This window comes from Sulfitobacter sediminilitoris (assembly GCF_010667575.1).
Lineage (GTDB): Bacteria > Pseudomonadota > Alphaproteobacteria > Rhodobacterales > Rhodobacteraceae > Sulfitobacter > Sulfitobacter sediminilitoris.
The window spans coordinates 137,593-155,949 of the sequence record NZ_JAABNT010000006.1; the positions used below are offsets into that span (position 1 = coordinate 137,593).

An 18,357-nucleotide genomic window follows, 5' to 3' on the forward strand; every position below is an offset into this window, starting at 1 on the left:
TTTGGTCTGACAAAGACAGAAAAGGAATGCCCCCATGACGATCCTACGCATCGACAGTTCAGCCAACACCGAAACTTCGGTCACCCGTGATCTGACAGACAAGATTGTCGCCACACTTGGCAAAACGTCGGTCATCACCCGTGATCTCGCGATCAGCCCCCTGCCCCAGATCACCCACACGTGGACAAAGGCCCGTGAGGTTCCCAAGGCCGAACGCAGTGATGCGCAACGCGCCGCTCTTGCGCAATCCGACGCCCTGATTGAAGAGCTTCGTGCGGCGGAAACGCTGGTGATCGGGCTGCCTGTCTACAACTTCTCCGTCCCCGCCGCCTTGAAAGCATGGATCGATCTGATTGCCCGCGCCGGGGAAACCTTCCGCTACACCGAAAACGGTCCGGAAGGGTTGCTCTCTGGCAAGCGGGCTATCCTTGCCGTGGCCTCTGGCGGCACGCCGGTCGGCTCAGATATCGACTTTGCAACTGGCTATATGCGCCACGTATTGGGATTTATCGGCATCACGGATGTTTCCATTGTTGCGGCAGACAAGCTGGCTTTCAATCCTGAAGAGACGATCGCCGACGCACATCAGCAGATCAAGGAACTTGCGCTGGCAGCCTGATCTCTTGGCCGAATACATGACAATTGCCATAGTGCAGGCATGAATTTCCATGAGCAGGCACAATCCATATCTCTACGCAGCCCCATCGGGCTGCGTAGACAATTTTTGACCCATGCGATTTTGACAGCGCGCGGTGCAAATCTGTGAAGATCAAACGCAGCACCCCGGACCAATTGATCCTTGAAAACAATCCGATCTGGCTGGCGATTTTCCTCTCCCTCTTCGGTTTGACCTTTCTTGGCATCGGTCTTGCCAATCTGGGGGCACAGCCCGGCATGGCGCTTGCCTTCATGCTGGGTGGTTTGGGGGTCGGCGTAGGCTTTAACATGATCTTCATTCGCCGCACGCAGCTGATCCTCGACAGGCCGCGTAACTTGGTGGAACTACGCCGTCGCTCGTGGCTTGGCTATTCGGTGCTAAGCTGGAGTTTGGAGCATCTTGGCGGAGCCGTCGTCGAGACCTCGCATTCCGGTGACACCGACACGCACCGCGCAGCGCTGGTGATCAGGGGCGGAATGGACGCGGGGACACACCCGATCACATCAGTCTATTCCAGCGGCCGGGGTGCCCGCCGTGCCGTGGACGCCATCAACGATTGGTGCGCCGCGCTTGACTCATCCCCGCCCACCCCCTAAACGGCCCTGAAATCCCGGAAGCAAAGCCTTCCGGTCCCATTGCCATAAGGCAGGGATCGACCTCCGTCAGCGTTATACGCCCACGGAGGCATTTGTGCATTTGAGCGGACCTTCCTATCTAGGATGTATTCCGCAACCGAAACGAGAGAGGGGGCTTGCCCCATGTTTGAAAACCTGAGCGAACGCCTGTCCGGTGTCTTTGACCGCCTGACCAAGCAGGGCGCGCTGTCCGAGGACGACGTCAAAACCGCCCTGCGCGAGGTACGTGTGGCGCTGCTTGAGGCTGACGTGTCGCTGCCCGTTGCTCGTGACTTTGTCAAAGCGGTTCAGGAGCAGGCGACCGGTCAGGCTGTTACAAAGTCGATCACGCCGGGGCAACAGGTCGTCAAGATTGTGCATGATGCGCTGATTGACGTGCTCAAGGGCGAAGGCGAACCCGGCGCGCTCAAGATCGACAACCCGCCCGCGCCGATCCTGATGGTCGGTCTGCAAGGTGGTGGTAAGACGACAACAACAGCAAAGCTCGCCAAGCGCCTGAAAGAAAGAGAGGGCAAGCGCGTGCTGATGGCCTCGCTTGACGTGAACCGTCCTGCCGCGATGGAGCAGCTTGCCATCCTTGGTCAGCAGATCGGCGTTGACACCCTGCCCATCGTCAAGGGCGAGGACCCCGTCGCCATCACCAAACGCGCCAAAACACAGGCGGGCTTGGGCGGCTACGACGTCTACATGCTCGACACCGCCGGGCGCCTCTCCATCGACGAAGAGCTGATGCAGCAGGTCGAAGCTGTCCGTGACGTTGTCACCCCGCGTGAGACCCTCTTGGTTGTTGATGGCCTGACAGGTCAGGACGCCGTGCACACGGCTGAGAATTTTGACGAACGTATCGGCATCTCCGGCGTGGTTCTCACCCGGATGGACGGCGACGGGCGTGGTGGTGCGGCGCTGTCGATGCGTGCGGTCACCGGCAAGCCCATCAAATTCGTGGGCCTTGGCGAAAAGATGGACGCGCTCGAAACCTTCGAGCCAGAGCGCATCGCGGGCCGCATCCTTGGCATGGGCGACATCGTCGCTTTGGTTGAAAAGGCGCAGGAAACCATCGAGGCCGAACAGGCCGAACGCATGATGAAGCGCATGGCCAAGGGTCAGTTCAACATGAACGACCTCAAGATGCAGCTTGAGCAGATGATCAAGATGGGCGGCATGCAGGGCATGATGGGCATGATGCCCGGCATGGGCAAAATGGCCAAGCAGGTCGAAGACGCAGGCCTTGATGACAAGATGCTCAAGCAGCAGATCGCGCTCATTCAGTCCATGACGAAAAAAGAGCGCGCCAATCCGCAGCTTTTGCAGGCGTCCCGGAAAAAGCGGATCGCCAAAGGTGCTGGCATGGAGGTCTCTGACCTGAACAAGCTGATGAAAATGCACCGCCAGATGTCCGACATGATGAAGAAGATGGGCAAGATGGGTAAAGGCGGCATGCTCAAGCAGGCCATGAAAGGCATGATGGGCAAGGGCGGCATGGATCCGGCGGCCATGGCGCAGGGCATGGACCCCAAGGCGCTGGAAGCCGCGGCCAAGCAGATGGGCGGCAAAAACCCCTTTGGTGGCGGCGGCATGCAACTGCCCCCCGGTCTCAGCGGTTTCGGCAAGAAGAAATGACGCCAGCGTTCCAGATACCTTCCGGTGATTCTGCACGGGGTCAAGGATGCGCAGCACCGCGCTTGCGCGGCTTGTCCTTGAGGCCGTGGAGAATCGCCACGCAACCTCGAAAAGGTGCCTTGAGGACGCATTGCGCCCTCAAGCGCCTCTCAGCGAATGGGGCCTTGCCCTCGACCTGCGCCCCGGTGATCTCCTGCGAAAACACCTCATCCGCCGCCAAGCATGTCGTCGCGCGCCCGCGCGGCAATAGGATCACGTCATGAGCGCGATGCTCGATCATATCCCGGTGCTCGATACCCAGCGCCTGACGCTACGTGCGCCGAAGAAGGCCGATCTTCCGACGCTGACCGCCTTTTTCGAAACGGAGCGCAGCCATATGGTCGGGGGCCCGGCGGATGCGACAGGCGCGTTTACCAAGCTGACCGCACGCATCGGCCATTGGGCCGTGCTCGGCTACGGGCTCTGGCACATCGACAGCCGCGAGAATGGCGATTTTCTGGGCTGGGCTGGCATCATCAACCCGCCCGGTTGGGACGAACCTGAACTGGGCTGGACGCTCTTCGCCCATGCCGAGGGCAAAGGCTACGCCTTCGAGGCCGCCCGCGCGGCCCGCGCCTTCGCCGCACAGGAATTCAAGCTCGATGGGTTGATCAGCTACATTCACCCCGACAATACCCGCTCTCGCGCACTGGCCGAGAAGCTCGGTGCCGCCTATGAACGCGACGGCGCGGTAATGGGCACCCCCTGCCAGATCTGGCGCCACCCCAAGGAGGCCGCATGACCGACCCCGTAAAGCTTGCAGCCGAGGTGCTGAAAGAACACCGCGCTTCTATTGACCGGCTGGATGCCATCCTCGTCTACACGCTGGGCGAGCGGTTCAAACACACGCAGGCCGTGGGGAAACTCAAGGCCACACACGACCTTCCCCCGTCCGATCCCAACCGCGAAGCGGATCAGATCGCACGGCTCGAAGATTTGGCGAAAGAGGCTGACCTCGATCCCGAATTCGCCAAGAAGTTTCTCAACTTCATCATCGCTGAAGTCATTCAGCACCATAAACAACATCAATCGTAAGGTGGGTGACCCCCACCGCTCCAACCAAAGGAAAACCACATCATGGCAATGAAAATTCGTCTCGCCCGCGGCGGCTCCAAGAAGCGCCCATTTTACCGTATCGTTGCAGCTGACAGCCGCATGCCACGCGACGGCCGCTTTATCGAAAAGCTGGGCACCTACAACCCGCTGCTGCCCAAAGACAGCGAAGAGCGCGTGAAAATGGACGTGGAGAAGGTTCAAGAGTGGATCTCTAAGGGTGCACAGCCCACGGACCGCGTCCGCCGCATGCTGGAAGCCGCAGGCGCCCTGCCCAAGACCGAGCGTAACAACCCCAACAAGGGTACACCGGGCAAGAAAGCGCAAGAGCGCGCACAGGAGAAAGCCGACAAGGCAGCTGCGGCCGCCGAAGCAGCAAACGCGCCTGCCGAAGAAGCGCCTGCTGATGAGGCACCCGCAGAAGAAGCGGCGTCTGAATAAGCAAAAGAGCTGCCCGGCATGGACGCCTTTACTGACGATTTCCGTGCCGGGCTGCACGATCTGATGCGATGGCGGCGCGATGTACGCCACTTTCGCACCGATCCGGTGGATGAGGCATTGCTCCAGCAGTGCCTAGATACCTTTTCCCTTGCCCCTTCCGTTGGTCTGTCTGAACCATGGCGCATTGTCCGTGTCAGATCAGAAACCATGCGCGACGCGGCAATACTGAATTTCAAAGACACCAACGCCAAAGCTCTTGCTGGCTACACCGGCGATCAGGCGAAACTTTATGCGTCTCTCAAGCTTTCGGGGATGCAGGATGCGCCGGAACATCTGGCCATCTACTGCGATGACGAAACCGCCAAGGGCGCTGGCCTTGGGGCGGTGTCCATGCCTGAAATGCGGCGATACTCCGTTGTGGGCGCTGTCACGCTGATGTGGTTAACCGCCCGCGCCTTGGGCCTTGGTGTCGGGTGGGTTTCCATCCTTGACCCTGATCGCCTCAACGCTGATCTTGAGGTGCCAGAGGGCTGGACGCTGGTCGCCTATCTGTGCCTCGGCTGGCCGCAGGAAAACACGCTGACGCCAGAGTTGGAAACCAAAGGCTGGGAGGCCCGCTCCACCCGCCTGAAAATTGAGAGCCGCTGATGCTTCGTCTTGTCATTCTTGTGCTTACTCTGTTTGTCGGCTTTGGCTTGGGCATCTGGTATGACAGGCATCAAATGACTGTGGAATGCGCCAATGGCGAAGGCGAATGGACCGGTACAATTTGCGTGAATTCGGAGTTGCTGCAATGAACTTACTACGCTCCGCTGGACGGCAAATCGTGCTTTCGTTTGTTGTCCTCTCAACCGTCTTCGCGGCAGGCTTTTTTGCCGGTTCATCCTCCAGCATATCTGCGATGCACACCGAGTGTCTGTTGTCTGAAGGAAAATGGGCCGACGGATTCTGCACCATAGCGGAGAAATCACAATGACCGATCTTATCCCTGTCGGTGCCATCGCCGGTGCTTACGGCGTGCGCGGCGAGCTGCGCGTGAAGAGCTATTGCGCGGTGCCAGAAGACATCGAAAACTACAGCCCGCTTTCCAATGAGGATGGCAGCAAGACCTTCGCCCTCGCCATCCTGCACCCGATCAAGAACGGCTTTGCAGCGCGCATCTCCGAAATAGCGACCAAGGAAGAGGCCGACGCCTTGCGCGGCACGACACTATATGCGGAGCGCGGACAGTTGCCGTCGTTGCCTGATGACGAATTCTATCATGCCGATCTGATCGGGCTTGAGGTCTATGATACCGGCGGTGTGCTGCTGGGACATGTCAAAACGGTTCAGAACCATGGCGCGGATGATCTGCTGGAACTTCAACTTGCCGGTACGTCCGCCACGGTATTCTTGCCGTTTACGAAGGCGGCCGTCCCGACCGTGGACCTAGCCTCAGGTCGTATCGTTGCCGACCCGCCTTTGGGTATTCTGCCGGAGGAGGACGCGGACTGATGCCTCGCCGCATCATCATACACGCAGGCTTTCACAAGACAGGCACGACCACTCTTCAGGCGACTTTGCGCGAAAATCGCACCACACTAAAGAAACATATCGCACTTCGCCTGCGCTGGCACATGAAAGACATCGTCGCTGCCAGCAGGGGATACTCTACGGATCAGGACCCACTTGCCCTTATCAAAGTGCAATCCCGTTTCGGGTCGATGATGAACGCGCTTCCCGGCATGCCGCGCCGGACACTTATCATCTCGGCAGAGGAACTAAGTGGCCACCTGCCGGGGCGGGGTGACCTTATGGATTACGCCGCAGCACCCGTGCTAATTTATGCTTATTGGGAGATTGCCAAGGCCCGCTATCCGCAAGCAGAGGTCTTGATCTATCTCTCTACGCGGTCCCCCACTGCCTGGCTGGCATCGGCATATTGGGAGCATGTGAAGTCATCGAATATGACGATGGATTTCGACGCTTTCAGCACGCGCTATATAAAGGCTGCAAAACTGGATGACATGGTGACCGAAATCGCAAGCCGCGTCCCGGCACCCGTGTACGCCCATGCGCTTGAGGACTGCCGAGATCTCGCGCTTGGCCCCGCTGATCCGTTGCTGGACCTGTGTGATCTTCCGCAAACGCTTCGGTCTGAACTGGTCGCTGTTCCCCCCAGCAACGAACGGCTTGGCGATGACGTTTTGCACGCGATGCTGGAAGCCAACCGAATTCACAAAACCCCTGCCGCACGCAACGCGGCCAAAGCAGCCATTCTTGCAGAGGCGCGCAACGCATGAAACCTTCCCGCTCTCACGGTCGCCAATCGGTGCAGGCCAGCCTTAAGCCGCGCGAGTTGATGCAGCCCAACCCGGACTACCGCGATGTCTGGCAAGCGCGCGTGATCACGCTGTTTCCTGAACTATTTCCCGGCGTGCTGGGGGCCAGTCTGACCGGCAAGGCCTTGCAGGACGGGCTGTGGCAATTGCACACTCACGATCTGCGCCAGTTTGGCATCGGCAAGCACCGCAACGTGGATGACACACCTGCGGGCGGCGGCGCTGGCATGGTGATGCGCGCCGACGTGGTTGGCCCTGCCATCGAAGCAGCACAGGCACACGCACGCGGGCGCTGGCCTATTCTTTACATGTCGCCGCGCGGACGCCGCTTTGATCAGGCAATGGCGCGTGATCTGGCGACCTGCACCGGGGCCACTATGCTGTGCGGTCGCTTCGAGGGCGTGGATGAGCGCGTGATCGAACACTACAAGATCACCGAAGTGTCCTTGGGTGATTTCGTGATGACTGGCGGAGAACTGGCAGCGCAGGCAATGATCGACGCGACCGTCCGACTTTTGCCCGGTGTGCTGGGCAACGCTGAAAGCACGGTAGAAGAGAGCCATTCAAACGGGCTGCTTGAGCATCCGCAATACACCCGGCCCGCAGTCTGGGAAGGCCGTGAGATACCGCCTGTTCTCATGTCTGGCAATCACAAGGAAATTGCAAAGTGGCGACATGCGCAATCCGTAGCACTGACCCGCGCGCGGCGCCCCGATCTTTTGAAGGAAGAGGGTGAGGGCAGCTAAGCGCCCTCACCCGCCGCATCAGGCGGCGTGTGCCTTGATATAGGCGTAGATTTCGTCCTTGAGCGCCATCCGTTCCTTGCGCATTTCGGTCATATGTTCATCGCTTGTCGGCTCAACATCCGTCTCGGCGCGGTGGAGCGCACGGTTGAGTTCATGGTAGCTGTCCGACAGCTTGGCGAAATGAGCATCAGATTGGCGCAATGCTGCCATCTGCTCCACCATATCTGGAAACTCTTCGGGCAGTTCGTGGGGTACGTGAGACATTATTGGTCTTCCTTCTTAGCTATCTATAGCCGGTTGAGTGTTGGGTTCAGGTCTTGCGCGCTTGCGGATGCAATGACGCAGCGAGGATATGATCCGATTTGTTCAAGACCGCTTCGGCCTGATGATAGATCAGCGGATCGGGCGGTGTTGCAACCTTCAGATTTTTGTCCGGGTAATCCAGTTGAGACAGGAAATGCCGCATGCAGGTCAGCCGCGCGCGTTTCTTGTCGTTTGATCGGATCACGGTCCAAGGTGCATCAGCGGTGTCGGTGTAAAAGAACATCGCTTCTTTAGCTTCGGTGTAATCGTCCCACTTGTCCAGCGATGCACGGTCAATCGGGGACAACTTCCAGCGTTTCAGAGGATCCGTCTCACGCGACGCGAAACGGGCCTTTTGCTCATCCTGCGTGACCGAGAACCAGTATTTGAAAAGCTTGATGCCAGAGCGGACCAGCATGCGCTCGAACTCAGGCGTCTGCCGCATGAATTCAAGGTACTCCGTCGGCTGACAAAAGTTCATCACCCGCTCCACACCTGCCCGGTTGTACCAAGAGCGGTCGTAAAGGACGATCTCACCTGCGGTAGGAAGGTGTTTGATGTAGCGTTGAAAATACCACTGCCCGCGCTCTTCATCCGTTGGTTTGTTCAGTGCCACGACACGGGCAGCGCGGGGATTGAGGTGTTCGGTAAAGCGCTTGATCGTACCGCCCTTGCCTGCCGCGTCGCGGCCTTCGAAAAGCAGGACGAATTTTTGCCCCGTTTCCTGTACCCAATGCTGCACTTTCAGCAATTCGACCTGCAATGCGGATTTCTCAGCCTCATAGGTCTTGCGGTCCATCTTTTCCGCGTAGGGATATTCGCCTTGCTCGAACCCAAGGATCGCTGTAGTTTTACTGTCCACTTCGCTTGCCGAAGCTGTCTTTGTCTGCATGGCCATCTTATCGCCTTTTCTGTTCGCAATGCGGTAGCGACCTGACGATAAGAAACCGGGGCCTTTTCTGCATTGACGTGGATCAAACCCACGCGGGGCCCGTGAGATAAATCCGCCCTTGATCCCGCGCCCACACCTGCCTATACCCCGCCCATCCGGAATCGCTTGGCGCGACTCCGGTGCTTTGCGTTTTTCGCATTGCTGATAAGGAATGACGATGCACTCTCCGGTGGGCGGCCCTGACTGACCCGACAGACAGACCGAAGCTCTGATCGCGTAACAATCTTCGTGGAACACCACGAGCATCAAAGGAGAAGGTCAGATGAACCTGATCGCAGAACTCGAGGCGGAACAAATCGCCGAGCTGGGCAAAGAGATCCCGGATTTCCGTGCGGGTGACACCATTCGCGTCGGCTTTAAAGTGACCGAGGGTACACGTACCCGTGTGCAGAACTACGAAGGTGTCTGCATTGCACGCAACAACGGTCACGGCATCGCCGGATCGTTCACCGTGCGCAAGATCAGCTTCGGCGAAGGTGTTGAGCGCGTATTCCCGCTGCACTCCACCAACATCGACAGCATCACCGTGGTACGCCGTGGTCGTGTGCGTCGCGCCAAGCTGTACTATCTGCGCTCGCGTCGCGGTAAATCCGCACGTATCGCCGAGAACGCCAACTACAAAGCCAAAAAAGCCTGAGGGGAGCCGGACAGATGAAAGCCGATACACATCCCGAATACCACATGATCAACGTCAAGATGACAGACGGCACGATCTTGGAAATGAAATCTACATGGGGCAAGGAAGGCGACCAGTTGTCGCTCGACATCGACCCAACCGTGCACCCTGCATGGACCGGCGGTACAAGCCGCTTGATGGACACCGGTGGCCGCGTGTCCAAGTTCAAGAACAAGTACGCGGGTCTGTCGCTGTAATCAGCGCAATCCTTGCGGAAGACATGAAAGCGCAGCTTGCGGGCTGCGCTTTTTTGCGTTTTTGAGATCAGGTTTGCTATTTCAGCAAAGAGGGCAGTCTGTGGTAGGCGCCTTTGCTTGGCTTGAAGGACTTCACCCCCGCCACGGCTTTCTTGTACGCAGCCGCTGTTGAGGTCGCCAGTTTCTGAAACTCGGCATAAAGCTTCGATACCTTCGGCCCCAAACGTTTGATATCGGCCTGGATGCCTTTGAGTTCCTTTTGCAGCGTTGCCAGTTCCTTTTCGTTCAAGAACGCTTCGCGCAGATCAACTGCCCCCGTCACGATCAGCATAGCCGGAGCGAATGTCTTTGGCATCTTGCCCAGACCATCGGCGACAGCACCCGCTGTTGAGCCATAGTTCCAAGCCTTCTTCAGTGTCGTTTCTTCATTTCCCTTAAGCGCACAGCCAAGCGCGAATTCAATCCCCGCAAGCGCGATGCCACCGCCCAGCGCAATGCCGCCGCCAACAGGGACGAGGCAAAGACCGATAGCACCCAGACCAGCGCCAAGTACCCCTTTAATCTTGGCATCGCGGCAAGCTTTGATGGCTTTTTCGATCTTCTTTGCAGCGTCGTTGAATTTCTTCTCCAGCGTCTTCAGTTCACCAAGATAGCCTTGGAACTGACCGACCACGGCGAAAAAGGCGATCAACTTCGCTTCTAGTGCTGCATCCTCCAGCACCTGCATCCGACCATTGAATTCCTCCATGTTGTCGAGCGCATCAAGCTGCTTGTTCAAACAGGACTTCATCTTGTTGAGGTCCTTCGATTTGCCAGATAGGCAATTGTCGCGTTCTTTTTCGGTGGCTTCGGTCGCGGTCAGAACACTGTCCTGGCATTTGTTGAACTTGGATTTTGAGTCACTATCCAAGGCCTTGAAAGTGCTGCCATTTGTGATCTTTTTGGCATCAGACAGACTGTCAATGCAGGTCTCCAATAGATCATCCAGAATGACCGCGATCTTGCGATCCTCCATAACCTCTTGGGGTGTTCGGGTCACCATAAGTTGCTCCATGAATACATATATAAAAAAACGATCTCGCTCCGGTGTTTGAAGCATCGCTGGCAAAAGACCGTGTGATTTTCTCGCTCAGATCAAGCATCATGGAAAGCCGCGCAGAGCGGGCAAACGTCACTACTCTAGGATGCCGGGCGAATTCTGGTGGCAACCAAGACACTCAAGCGGCGAGAAGCCGCGCCTGTTGCCGCTTCACGCTCTGACGTGCGGCCTGACCATATCCATTCGGATTTGTTCGCAGATCAGGAAGCAACTCAAACAATTCCAAGCGTGACTTATCCTCAAGCCCCGGCAAGCTGTAGCTGCCCGGTTGGTAACTTTCTGACCATGCACCCGAGGACAAAACCAATTCATGCGCGTCGAAAAGCAGGTGATAGTAAGTCACCAAATCAACTTCGCGCTGAATGATTGTATCGCCGTTTACAAGGAAGTCTGCGGCTGTGATGACTTCATCCTCGCCGAAATACATCGCGGCGCGATAATCCTCGATCAGCATCCGGTGCTGGGGCGATACGCGCAACAGTCGCTCGTTTCCAATGCTACCCGGTGCGAATTCAATCGGCGCAAAGGATCCTTCGCCCACCACGCTGCGCGACCCCATCCAGCGCAGCGGCTGAGGGCCGTAGGGCGTCTCGACCCGTGTACCTTTGGTAAAGCAGATGATGCTCTCGATTTCCGAAAACGTGACCGTAGTACCGTCAAGCAATGTGGCCGTGCCTGATTTGCCCCCGGCCGTTTCGCCATCGGTGGTAATGACCACCGATCCAACCTGAAGCTGACCATTAAAGTCGAGCGTATCGCCGGTTGTTTCGTCCCCTTCGCCACCCGTGATGCTCAGGCTGCCGCCGTTCATCTGCGTGTCGTCGATCAGGAACGTATCGTCACCGTCACCACCGGTCGCAACATCGTTGCTGCCGACATAAATCGTGTCATCATCCGCATCACCGGAAAGCGTGTCCGCCCCCTGCCCGCCAAAGATGGTATCGTTGCCGGTACCGCCGCTGACTGAATCGTTACCGGCACCAGCATCAATCAGGTCATTGCCTGCACCCGCCTCAACGGTGTCGTCATTCGATCCTTCTGGAATGGCGTCGAATTCAATATCCGAGAAATACACCGCCTGCTGCGTGGTGCCGCCATTGTCGTAGGTGACTACGATCTGCGAAACTGGCCCTGCGATTTCGATCAGTGCGGATGCTTCGACACTGCTGGGGGTATAGTTTGTCAGACCTGCGGTGATTGTGTTGCCGGAAACGGTGTGATTGCTGCCACCGGTGATATTGACCGCAATCTCGTTGCCATCGGCGTCATAGGCGCGGACCGTGACGATGTCCTGAAAATTGTTCGTCCCGTCGTTCAGGCCATCAATATCGCTGATCCTGAACCGCACGTTCTGAACTGCGCCTTCGAACCCAGATCCGGTCGTCGCCGCGAAATCGAAGGTAATTGTGGAGTTGTCCGCGCTACCATTGGCAAACAGGTATCCGGCTGAATTGTTGCTAAAGGTCTCACCGGGTGCAACGTAGATGGCATCGGCCCCACCGCCGCTCAGCTCTGCCGAGAAGTTCTCGTTGGTCTGAACGTCATCGTAGGTGACCTGCACCTCGACACCGCCGGTGTTCTGCGTGACACCGCCGCGCAGGTCCTGTTCGTCTGCGTAGTCTGACCAGTTGAATTCGGATGGCGTGGGTGCCGTGAAAGACTGATCGATCTGATCGTTGCCGGGATCACCGGTGTAGTTTTCATCAATAACATCATCGCCAGCAGTGCCTTCTACAATGTCGTCAGATTCCACATAGTCTGTGTAAAGGAACGCCGCATCACCCGCGCTGGCATTGGGCACCGTGTCATAACCCGTCGTCTGGTAGACACGGCCCACAACAAGAGGGAGCTCTGACAATGTGTAGTATCCGGCGTTTGGCCCCGAATTTACCCGGAAAGTAATCAGCTGGAATTCCTGGCCGGTTGTCTGATCGACCAATGTCCAGGTTTCTTCCGCATAGACTGGGGCACCTGCCGCGTCCGTTACCCCGTTGATCGTGGTAGTGGCCGTCGCCGTTTCATTAGCGATATCGTCGAGGTAAAGACCATTCGTGCCACCCGCAGTGTCGATGATCGTCGCGGTTCCCGCAGGGACAGAGGGCCCGGTGTAGGTAGTTGTACCCCCGATTGTCGTATTGAAAACGCCCAAGGGGTCGAATTCATAAAGTCTAACGTCCATGCCTGCCATCCAGCGAATGTGGAGAACAGATCCCGATTCTCAGCGCGAACTGTTCTATTGTTTCGAATTTGAATTTAATTGTTGAGTGTGGCGGCGATTGGCGGAGAATGTGCTTATTGGGAGGCCAGACGCGGCAAATTTGAGGCAAATTGTCTGAAGTTACCGACTGATGACGATGTGTCCTGCCGCTACGTCAGCAAATCTTGTGTGTACAAGACCAAAGCCAGACTTCCCAAAGCACGAAACCCCACATATAGTGGCCTCAATAAAAGCCTGCACCAATCGCAGGCGAGCAGAGGAACAGGCAATGGCGCATATTATCGTCGTCGGTAACGAAAAGGGCGGCGCTGGCAAGTCGACCGTTTCCATGCATGTGGCGACTGCGCTGGCCCGGATGGGCCATAAGGTCTGCGGACTTGATCTGGACCTGCGGCAACGCACTTTTGGACGCTATATTGAGAACCGCCGAAGATTTCTCCAGCAAACCGGGCTGGACCTGCCCAGCCCAGATCTCGCTGAACTGCCCGAGATCGAGGCCAGCAGCCTTAAACCCGGCGAGAACGTTTATGATCACCGGCTGAGTGCGGCTGTGGCCGAAATGGAACCCAAGAACGATTTTATCCTGATCGACTGTCCCGGCTCGCACACGCGGCTCAGCCAAGTTGCACATTCATTGGCCGACACCCTGATCACACCGCTGAATGACAGTTTCATCGACTTTGATCTTCTGGCCCACACAGATGCAACTGGAGAGAAAATCACAGGGCCTTCGGTCTATTCAGAAATGGTCTGGAGCGCACGACAGCTGCGAGCGCAGGCGGGTTTGGCCCCTATTGATTGGGTCGTGGTGCGTAACCGGATGGGCGCACAGCGCATGGTGAACAAGGAAAAAATGGAGCGCGCGGTCAACAAGCTTGCCAAGCGCATCGGCTTCCGTATCGCCCCCGGCTTTAACGAACGTGTGATCTTTCGCGAGTTGTTCCCACGCGGTCTGACGCTGCTTGACCTCAAGGATATCGGGGTGAAACAACTCAACATTTCAAACGTGGCCGCGCGACAGGAATTGCGCGATCTGATCAAGGCGCTGAACCTTCCCGGCGTCACGGCTGATTTCTAAGGCTGGGGGCAGATACGCTTCTTGTGCCTCACAATCCGCTAAGGCTTTAGGCCAGATCGGTTTTTGGTCCGTCGTTGCCGCGACAGCAGCATCATGTTTGAAACAAAAAGAGTCCCGATAACAATCGCGCCACCGATCAATGTGTTCGCACCTGGATATTCCGCAATCACCGCCCAGGCCAGTAGCGGGGCCAAAACAGACTCCAACAGCACCAGCAGGCCAACCTCGGCAGAGGTGATGTAACGCGGACCAATGGCCAGCATGACTGAACTGACCAAAATCACCGCCGCATGGCCCAGCACCAGAGGGGTCTGCCCAAGCGGCATCGATAAGGGCGCCGAAAAAGGTGCGATCACAAGGGCGGCGATGACGTATCCCATGGCGACACCGGGCACCATGGACGTCGCCCGGGCATGTCGCGCCGCGGTCAGCCCGGCGGCAAACAACGCCGACACGCTCAGGGCCAGCAGATCACCGGCAAGGCTCGCATTTTCCGTCTCACCCGAGCCATAAGCGATAATCGCCAATCCGGGCACCACCGCCGCGATGGTCAGCAGTGTACGCTGACTAAATGGTTCGGACAGGAATATGCGGCTGAACACCGCCGCGAATACCGGCAGTGATGCGATGATGAAAACAACGTTGGCGATCGAGGTCAGGCTGACCGCCACCACGAACAAGACACCACTGCCGCCCACACCCAGCATGTAGATCAGACCATAGCGACCGGTTGCCAGCACTGCGCGAAATGGCTTCGTCCCTTTCGTCGCCAAAATCCAAATCGCGGAAATCCCGCCAGCCAACAGAAGACGCCAGAAGGCGATCGTCAGGGCATCCGCGTCAATCAGGCGAACGAATAGAGAGTCCGGCACCACAAACAAGACGCCAAGAAACGTAATCAAAAGACCTTTGACCTGATCGCTCATGCGTCATCGGTGACCGGAATTGCCGCTCAAGTAAAGTCGGCAGGCGCTGTATTGGCCAGTTTGCCAAGCGCGCGGCGCAGTGCCGCTGTTTCCGTTTCATTCAGATCATGGATCAACGCACGCTCATACCGTTCAGCCACGGTACGCAAATCTTGATAGGCCGCCCGCCCCTGTGACGTCAGCGTCAAATGTTCGACACGCCGGTCATTCGCATCCCGCGCCCGTTCGACAAACCGGCGTTCTGAGAGCCGCTGAACGGCCCGGCTGATCTTGGTTTTGTGCATGCGGGCCCGGCTGCTGATCTCACTTGCGGTAAGTTGACCATAAAGACCCAGATGAAACAGAACGCGCCATTCGGTACGCAGCATGCCATAGCGTTCTTTGTACACTTTCTGGAAGGCCAGCGAACTGACCTCGGCAGCCTGGTTCAGCATGTAGGGAAGGAATGTCTCAAGCTCGAATTTTGCGCCAGCCATAGGATCATTTGTTGTTAGTTACAAAATCAACTATTACACATGCAACAGATTCTGAACAGAGCCAAAAGGGGATGTACGATGAACCGCCAGCTAAACCCAAGTGACATGGTCACTGCCTCCACGCCAATGGGTACGCACGAAGGCTACATGCCCGGTTTCGGCAATGATTTTGAAACCGAGGCCCTGCCCGGCGCACTGCCGCAGGGCATGAATTCACCTCAGAAATGTAATTACGGTCTTTACGGGGAGCAGTTGAGCGGTACGGCCTTCACAGCCCCCAGTCACCAGAATGAGCGCACATGGTGCTATCGCATCCGCCCATCTGTAAAGCACTCGCATCGCTACGAACGAATTGACCTTCCCTACTGGAAATCCGCTCCCCATATCCCTGAGGACGTTACATCGCTGGGTCAATACCGCTGGGACCCGGTGCCACACGCAGACGAAGAACTGACATGGCTCACGGGCATGCGCACAATGACCACTGCTGGTGATGTGAATACCCAAGTGGGCATGGCAAGCCATATCTACCTTGTGACCCAAAGTATGGTAGACAGCTATTTCTATTCTGCCGACAGCGAGTTGCTGGTCGTCCCGCAGGAGGGCCGGCTGCGCTTTTGCACAGAACTTGGCATCATCGACCTTGAACCCAAGGAAATTGCCATTCTGCCGCGTGGACTGCTTTACCGCGTTGAGGTGTTGGAAGGCCCTGCGCGGGGCTTTGTCTGTGAAAACTATGGTCAAAAGTTCGAACTGCCGGGCCGTGGTCCCATCGGCGCCAACTGCATGGCAAACCGCCGTGATTTCAAAACGCCGGTGGCCGCGTTCGAGGATCGTGAGACACCGTCGACCGTCACCATCAAATGGTGCGGTCAGTTTCACGAGACCCACATTGGTCACTCGCCTCTCGATGTGGTGGCATGGCATGGCAACTACGCGCCGGTGAAATACGACCTGCGTACCTATTGCCCGGTCGGTGCGATCCTGTTTGATCACCCCGATCCCTCAATCTTTACCGTGCTGACAGCGGCGTCGGGCACCCCGGGGACGGCAAACATTGACTTTGTTCTGTTCCGTGAACGCTGGATGGTGGCCGAAAACACCTTCCGCCCGCCATGGTACCACAAGAACGTCATGTCCGAACTGATGGGCAACATCTACGGCCAGTATGACGCCAAACCGCAGGGCTTTGTCCCCGGCGGGATGAGCCTGCACAACATGATGCTGCCACATGGGCCGGATAAGAACGCCTTTGAAGGCGCATCAAATGCAGACCTGAAAGCGGAAAAACTGGACAACACCATGTCCTTCATGTTCGAAACGCGCTTTCCACAGCACCTGACAGAATTTGCGGCCAAGGAAGCACCTTTGCAGGACGACTATATCGACTGCTGGGAGAGCCTTGAAAAGAAGTTCGACGGCACACCGGGTGAAAAATGACCGCAGATCAGTTCTTGATCCTGATTTCTTTGGCGTTCGCGGTCGGTGCGATCATATGGCTGACCCCGACCCGAGCGCCCAGGCACGAGGACTTCGAAAAACCAAAGGCAATGCCGCCGACGCTGGTGCGGGCGGTTTTGACGTTGGTGGAGATTGACCAGAGCAGCGGCATGCCGACAAACACTTGCAAGGATACCAAATGACATTGATGAGCTCTTGGGTGGAAAGCGCAAACAGCGCAGACACTGATTTTCCGCTGAACAACCTGCCATACGGCGTGTTCTCTACGAACAGTCTTGAGGCACGCTGTGGCGTGGCCATTGGCGATCAGATCCTTGATATGGCCGCGTTGGAAGAAGCAGGCATCATCATATTGTCCGAAGATCCGGTGTTTGACGTCCCCTACTGGAATGACGTGATGGAGATGGGACCAGAGACATGGCGTGCCCTGCGCAATCGCCTGACCGAACTGCTGCAGACGGACGCGTCAGAACAAGCACTGGTGGCCCCTCATCTGGTGCCAATGGAAGATGCATATCTGCACATGCCGATGGTTGTTTCCGAATACACCGATTTCTACGCAGGCCGTCACCACGCCACCAATGTCGGCACTATGTTCCGCGGGGCAGAAAACGCGTTGCCCCCAAATTGGCTGCATATCCCCATCGGCTATAATGGCCGCGCCTCAACTGTCGTTGTCTCCGGTACGGATATCACCCGTCCGAATGGTCAACTCAAAGCGCCTGACGCCGATGTGCCAGGCTTTGGTCCCTGCAAGCGCCTCGATATCGAGCTGGAAATGGGCGCCATCGTCGGCACCTCGACCGAGATGGGCCAGCCCGTCACCACGGCCGAGGCGGACGAAATGATCTTTGGCTACGTGATCCTGAATGACTGGTCCGCGAGAGACATCCAGGCATGGGAATACCAGCCGCTCGGACCCTTTCAGGCCAAGGCCTTTGCGACTTCGATCTCTCCCTGGATCGTCACAAAGGAAGCGCTTGAGCCGTTCCGAACCTCTACGCCTGAGCGTGACTTCGAACTCTTGCCCTATCTGCAGGAACCCGGCCCCATGCTCTATGACATCGACCTGTCGGTCATCATTCAACCTGATGGCGGCGAACAGGAAGTTATTGCGCGCACCAACTACAAAGAGATGTACTATTCCTCTGCCCAGCAACTGGCACATCACGCCTCATCTGGCTGCGCGATGAACGCAGGAGACCTCTTGGGCTCTGGTACCATCTCAGGAGCCGAAAAGGACCAGCGTGGCAGCTTGCTGGAACTGAGCTGGGGCGGAAAAGAACCCATTACTCTCCAGGACGGCACCTCCCGCAGCTTTATTGAGGACGGCGACACGATGATCCTGACCGGTCACGCGCAAGGCGACGGCTTCCGCATCGGTTTTGGTGCCTGCGTGGGCAAGATCGCACCTGCCGTCAGTTTTCCCTGACTGGCGCTCAGTCACAAATCACCACA

At 57.2% G+C, this 18,357-nt stretch carries 24 protein-coding genes; 16 read left to right on the forward strand and 8 right to left on the reverse strand.

What is annotated here, in order from left to right:
- Window positions 1–34 precede the first annotated feature (34 nt).
- The 3 genes from GV827_RS11775 to ffh all read left to right on the forward strand — a co-directional run bounded on the left by GV827_RS11775 (window position 35) and on the right by ffh (window position 2,913).
- Entirely contained in the window at window positions 35–619 is a 585-nt protein-coding gene (locus GV827_RS11775) for an FMN-dependent NADH-azoreductase (protein WP_164353998.1), read from the forward strand.
- A gap of 143 nt (window positions 620–762) precedes the next feature.
- A complete protein-coding gene (locus tag GV827_RS11780; RefSeq protein WP_164353999.1) occupies window positions 763–1,254 on the forward strand; it encodes a hypothetical protein in 492 nt (163 codons plus the stop codon).
- A gap of 162 nt (window positions 1,255–1,416) precedes the next feature.
- Entirely contained in the window at window positions 1,417–2,913 is a 1,497-nt protein-coding gene (gene ffh / locus GV827_RS11785) for a signal recognition particle protein (RefSeq protein WP_164354000.1), read from the forward strand.
- Between the two features lie 40 nt (window positions 2,914–2,953).
- Here the strand turns inward: ffh and GV827_RS11790 are convergent, their stop codons facing one another.
- A complete protein-coding gene (locus GV827_RS11790) occupies window positions 2,954–3,193 on the reverse strand; it encodes a hypothetical protein (RefSeq protein ID WP_164353857.1) in 240 nt (79 codons plus the stop codon).
- Between GV827_RS11790 and GV827_RS11795 the strand changes: the two genes are divergently transcribed.
- The 8 genes from GV827_RS11795 to trmD all read left to right on the forward strand — a co-directional run bounded on the left by GV827_RS11795 (window position 3,182) and on the right by trmD (window position 7,513).
- Entirely contained in the window at window positions 3,182–3,694 is a 513-nt protein-coding gene (locus GV827_RS11795; protein ID WP_328823142.1) for a GNAT family N-acetyltransferase, read from the forward strand. The two genes, GV827_RS11790 and GV827_RS11795, sit on opposite strands and share 12 nt — an antisense overlap.
- The gene (locus tag GV827_RS11800; protein WP_164354002.1) at window positions 3,691–3,987 is read left to right on the forward strand and encodes a chorismate mutase; all 297 of its coding nucleotides are present in this window, start codon (window positions 3,691–3,693) and stop codon (window positions 3,985–3,987) included. Before GV827_RS11795 ends, GV827_RS11800 begins: the two co-directional genes overlap by 4 nt.
- Before the next feature lie 42 nt (window positions 3,988–4,029).
- A complete protein-coding gene (gene rpsP / locus GV827_RS11805; protein WP_164354003.1) occupies window positions 4,030–4,446 on the forward strand; it encodes a 30S ribosomal protein S16 in 417 nt (138 codons plus the stop codon).
- An 18-nt stretch (window positions 4,447–4,464) separates the two neighbouring features.
- Window positions 4,465–5,094, forward strand: a complete 630-nt coding sequence (bluB, locus tag GV827_RS11810; RefSeq protein ID WP_164354004.1) for a 5,6-dimethylbenzimidazole synthase — start codon at window positions 4,465–4,467, stop codon at window positions 5,092–5,094.
- Window positions 5,094–5,243, forward strand: a complete 150-nt coding sequence (locus GV827_RS23390) for a hypothetical protein (RefSeq protein ID WP_204325850.1) — start codon at window positions 5,094–5,096, stop codon at window positions 5,241–5,243. Before bluB ends, GV827_RS23390 begins: the two co-directional genes overlap by 1 nt.
- Window positions 5,244–5,418: 175 nt before the next feature.
- A complete protein-coding gene (gene rimM / locus GV827_RS11815) occupies window positions 5,419–5,940 on the forward strand; it encodes a ribosome maturation factor RimM (RefSeq protein ID WP_164354005.1) in 522 nt (173 codons plus the stop codon).
- Window positions 5,940–6,728 carry a hypothetical protein gene (locus GV827_RS11820; RefSeq protein ID WP_164354006.1) on the forward strand — a complete coding sequence of 263 codons (789 nt, stop codon included), beginning with the start codon at window positions 5,940–5,942 and terminating at the stop codon, window positions 6,726–6,728. Before rimM ends, GV827_RS11820 begins: the two co-directional genes overlap by 1 nt.
- Complete coding sequence (gene trmD / locus GV827_RS11825) at window positions 6,725–7,513, forward strand: tRNA (guanosine(37)-N1)-methyltransferase TrmD (RefSeq protein ID WP_164354007.1); 789 nt, start codon at window positions 6,725–6,727, stop codon at window positions 7,511–7,513. Before GV827_RS11820 ends, trmD begins: the two co-directional genes overlap by 4 nt.
- 18 nt (window positions 7,514–7,531) lie before the next feature.
- Here the strand turns inward: trmD and GV827_RS11830 are convergent, their stop codons facing one another.
- Window positions 7,532–7,777 (reverse strand): YdcH family protein, encoded by a 246-nt coding sequence (locus tag GV827_RS11830; protein WP_164354008.1) that lies wholly within the window; start codon window positions 7,775–7,777, stop codon window positions 7,532–7,534.
- Window positions 7,778–7,823: 46 nt separating this feature from the next.
- Window positions 7,824–8,708 carry a polyphosphate kinase 2 gene (ppk2, locus tag GV827_RS11835; protein WP_235930343.1) on the reverse strand — a complete coding sequence of 295 codons (885 nt, stop codon included), beginning with the start codon at window positions 8,706–8,708 and terminating at the stop codon, window positions 7,824–7,826.
- Window positions 8,709–9,030: 322 nt separating this feature from the next.
- On the opposite strand from ppk2, the gene rplS reads away from it, so the two are divergent.
- Both rplS and rpmE read left to right on the forward strand, forming a co-directional pair.
- Window positions 9,031–9,405 (forward strand): 50S ribosomal protein L19, encoded by a 375-nt coding sequence (gene rplS, locus GV827_RS11840; protein ID WP_164354010.1) that lies wholly within the window; start codon window positions 9,031–9,033, stop codon window positions 9,403–9,405.
- A 14-nt stretch (window positions 9,406–9,419) separates the two neighbouring features.
- Entirely contained in the window at window positions 9,420–9,641 is a 222-nt protein-coding gene (gene rpmE / locus GV827_RS11845; protein ID WP_164354011.1) for a 50S ribosomal protein L31, read from the forward strand.
- A 76-nt stretch (window positions 9,642–9,717) separates the two neighbouring features.
- On the opposite strand, the gene GV827_RS11850 is transcribed toward rpmE, so the two are convergent.
- Complete coding sequence (locus GV827_RS11850; RefSeq protein ID WP_164354012.1) at window positions 9,718–10,680, reverse strand: hypothetical protein; 963 nt, start codon at window positions 10,678–10,680, stop codon at window positions 9,718–9,720.
- Between the two features lie 178 nt (window positions 10,681–10,858).
- Window positions 10,859–12,919 carry a Hint domain-containing protein gene (locus tag GV827_RS11855; protein WP_164354013.1) on the reverse strand — a complete coding sequence of 687 codons (2,061 nt, stop codon included), beginning with the start codon at window positions 12,917–12,919 and terminating at the stop codon, window positions 10,859–10,861.
- 307 nt (window positions 12,920–13,226) lie between these two features.
- On the opposite strand from GV827_RS11855, the gene GV827_RS11860 reads away from it, so the two are divergent.
- Complete coding sequence (locus GV827_RS11860) at window positions 13,227–14,036, forward strand: division plane positioning ATPase MipZ (RefSeq protein ID WP_164354014.1); 810 nt, start codon at window positions 13,227–13,229, stop codon at window positions 14,034–14,036.
- A gap of 38 nt (window positions 14,037–14,074) precedes the next feature.
- Here the strand turns inward: GV827_RS11860 and GV827_RS11865 are convergent, their stop codons facing one another.
- Both GV827_RS11865 and GV827_RS11870 read right to left on the reverse strand, forming a co-directional pair.
- A complete protein-coding gene (locus tag GV827_RS11865) occupies window positions 14,075–14,962 on the reverse strand; it encodes a DMT family transporter (RefSeq protein ID WP_164354015.1) in 888 nt (295 codons plus the stop codon).
- 26 nt (window positions 14,963–14,988) lie between these two features.
- Window positions 14,989–15,438: a MarR family winged helix-turn-helix transcriptional regulator gene (locus GV827_RS11870; RefSeq protein WP_164354016.1), complete on the reverse strand. Its 450-nt coding sequence runs from the start codon at window positions 15,436–15,438 to the stop codon at window positions 14,989–14,991.
- Between the two features lie 78 nt (window positions 15,439–15,516).
- On the opposite strand from GV827_RS11870, the gene hmgA reads away from it, so the two are divergent.
- A complete protein-coding gene (gene hmgA / locus GV827_RS11875) occupies window positions 15,517–16,878 on the forward strand; it encodes a homogentisate 1,2-dioxygenase (RefSeq protein ID WP_164354017.1) in 1,362 nt (453 codons plus the stop codon).
- Between the two features lie 7 nt (window positions 16,879–16,885).
- On the opposite strand, the gene GV827_RS11880 is transcribed toward hmgA, so the two are convergent.
- Entirely contained in the window at window positions 16,886–17,050 is a 165-nt protein-coding gene (locus GV827_RS11880; protein ID WP_164354018.1) for a hypothetical protein, read from the reverse strand.
- Between the two features lie 27 nt (window positions 17,051–17,077).
- On the opposite strand from GV827_RS11880, the gene fahA reads away from it, so the two are divergent.
- Window positions 17,078–18,331, forward strand: coding sequence for a fumarylacetoacetase (gene fahA, locus GV827_RS11885; RefSeq protein WP_164354019.1), 1,254 nt, complete (start codon window positions 17,078–17,080; stop codon window positions 18,329–18,331).
- The last annotated feature ends 26 nt before the right edge of the window (window positions 18,332–18,357 follow it).

Excerpts from the sequence above, each read along its gene's own strand:
- GV827_RS11775 (WP_164353998.1), top strand. The coding sequence starts at position 35 with ATGACGATCCTACGCATCGACAGTTCAGCCAACACCGAAACTTCGGTC.
- ffh (WP_164354000.1), top strand. The coding sequence starts at position 1,417 with ATGTTTGAAAACCTGAGCGAACGCCTGTCCGGTGTCTTTGACCGCCTG.
- GV827_RS11795 (WP_328823142.1), top strand. The coding sequence starts at position 3,182 with ATGCTCGATCATATCCCGGTGCTCGATACCCAGCGCCTGACGCTACGT.
- GV827_RS11790 (WP_164353857.1), bottom strand. The coding sequence starts at position 3,193 with ATGATCGAGCATCGCGCTCATGACGTGATCCTATTGCCGCGCGGGCGC.
- GV827_RS11800 (WP_164354002.1), top strand. The coding sequence starts at position 3,691 with ATGACCGACCCCGTAAAGCTTGCAGCCGAGGTGCTGAAAGAACACCGC.
- rpsP (WP_164354003.1), top strand. The coding sequence starts at position 4,030 with ATGGCAATGAAAATTCGTCTCGCCCGCGGCGGCTCCAAGAAGCGCCCA.
- bluB (WP_164354004.1), top strand. The coding sequence starts at position 4,465 with ATGGACGCCTTTACTGACGATTTCCGTGCCGGGCTGCACGATCTGATG.
- GV827_RS23390 (WP_204325850.1), top strand. The coding sequence starts at position 5,094 with ATGCTTCGTCTTGTCATTCTTGTGCTTACTCTGTTTGTCGGCTTTGGC.
- rimM (WP_164354005.1), top strand. The coding sequence starts at position 5,419 with ATGACCGATCTTATCCCTGTCGGTGCCATCGCCGGTGCTTACGGCGTG.
- GV827_RS11820 (WP_164354006.1), top strand. The coding sequence starts at position 5,940 with ATGCCTCGCCGCATCATCATACACGCAGGCTTTCACAAGACAGGCACG.
- trmD (WP_164354007.1), top strand. The coding sequence starts at position 6,725 with ATGAAACCTTCCCGCTCTCACGGTCGCCAATCGGTGCAGGCCAGCCTT.
- GV827_RS11830 (WP_164354008.1), bottom strand. The coding sequence starts at position 7,777 with ATGTCTCACGTACCCCACGAACTGCCCGAAGAGTTTCCAGATATGGTG.
- ppk2 (WP_235930343.1), bottom strand. The coding sequence starts at position 8,708 with ATGCAGACAAAGACAGCTTCGGCAAGCGAAGTGGACAGTAAAACTACA.
- rplS (WP_164354010.1), top strand. The coding sequence starts at position 9,031 with ATGAACCTGATCGCAGAACTCGAGGCGGAACAAATCGCCGAGCTGGGC.
- rpmE (WP_164354011.1), top strand. The coding sequence starts at position 9,420 with ATGAAAGCCGATACACATCCCGAATACCACATGATCAACGTCAAGATG.
- GV827_RS11855 (WP_164354013.1), bottom strand. The coding sequence starts at position 12,919 with ATGGACGTTAGACTTTATGAATTCGACCCCTTGGGCGTTTTCAATACG.
- GV827_RS11860 (WP_164354014.1), top strand. The coding sequence starts at position 13,227 with ATGGCGCATATTATCGTCGTCGGTAACGAAAAGGGCGGCGCTGGCAAG.
- GV827_RS11865 (WP_164354015.1), bottom strand. The coding sequence starts at position 14,962 with ATGAGCGATCAGGTCAAAGGTCTTTTGATTACGTTTCTTGGCGTCTTG.
- GV827_RS11870 (WP_164354016.1), bottom strand. The coding sequence starts at position 15,438 with ATGGCTGGCGCAAAATTCGAGCTTGAGACATTCCTTCCCTACATGCTG.
- hmgA (WP_164354017.1), top strand. The coding sequence starts at position 15,517 with ATGAACCGCCAGCTAAACCCAAGTGACATGGTCACTGCCTCCACGCCA.
- GV827_RS11880 (WP_164354018.1), bottom strand. The coding sequence starts at position 17,050 with ATGCCGCTGCTCTGGTCAATCTCCACCAACGTCAAAACCGCCCGCACC.
- fahA (WP_164354019.1), top strand. The coding sequence starts at position 17,078 with ATGACATTGATGAGCTCTTGGGTGGAAAGCGCAAACAGCGCAGACACT.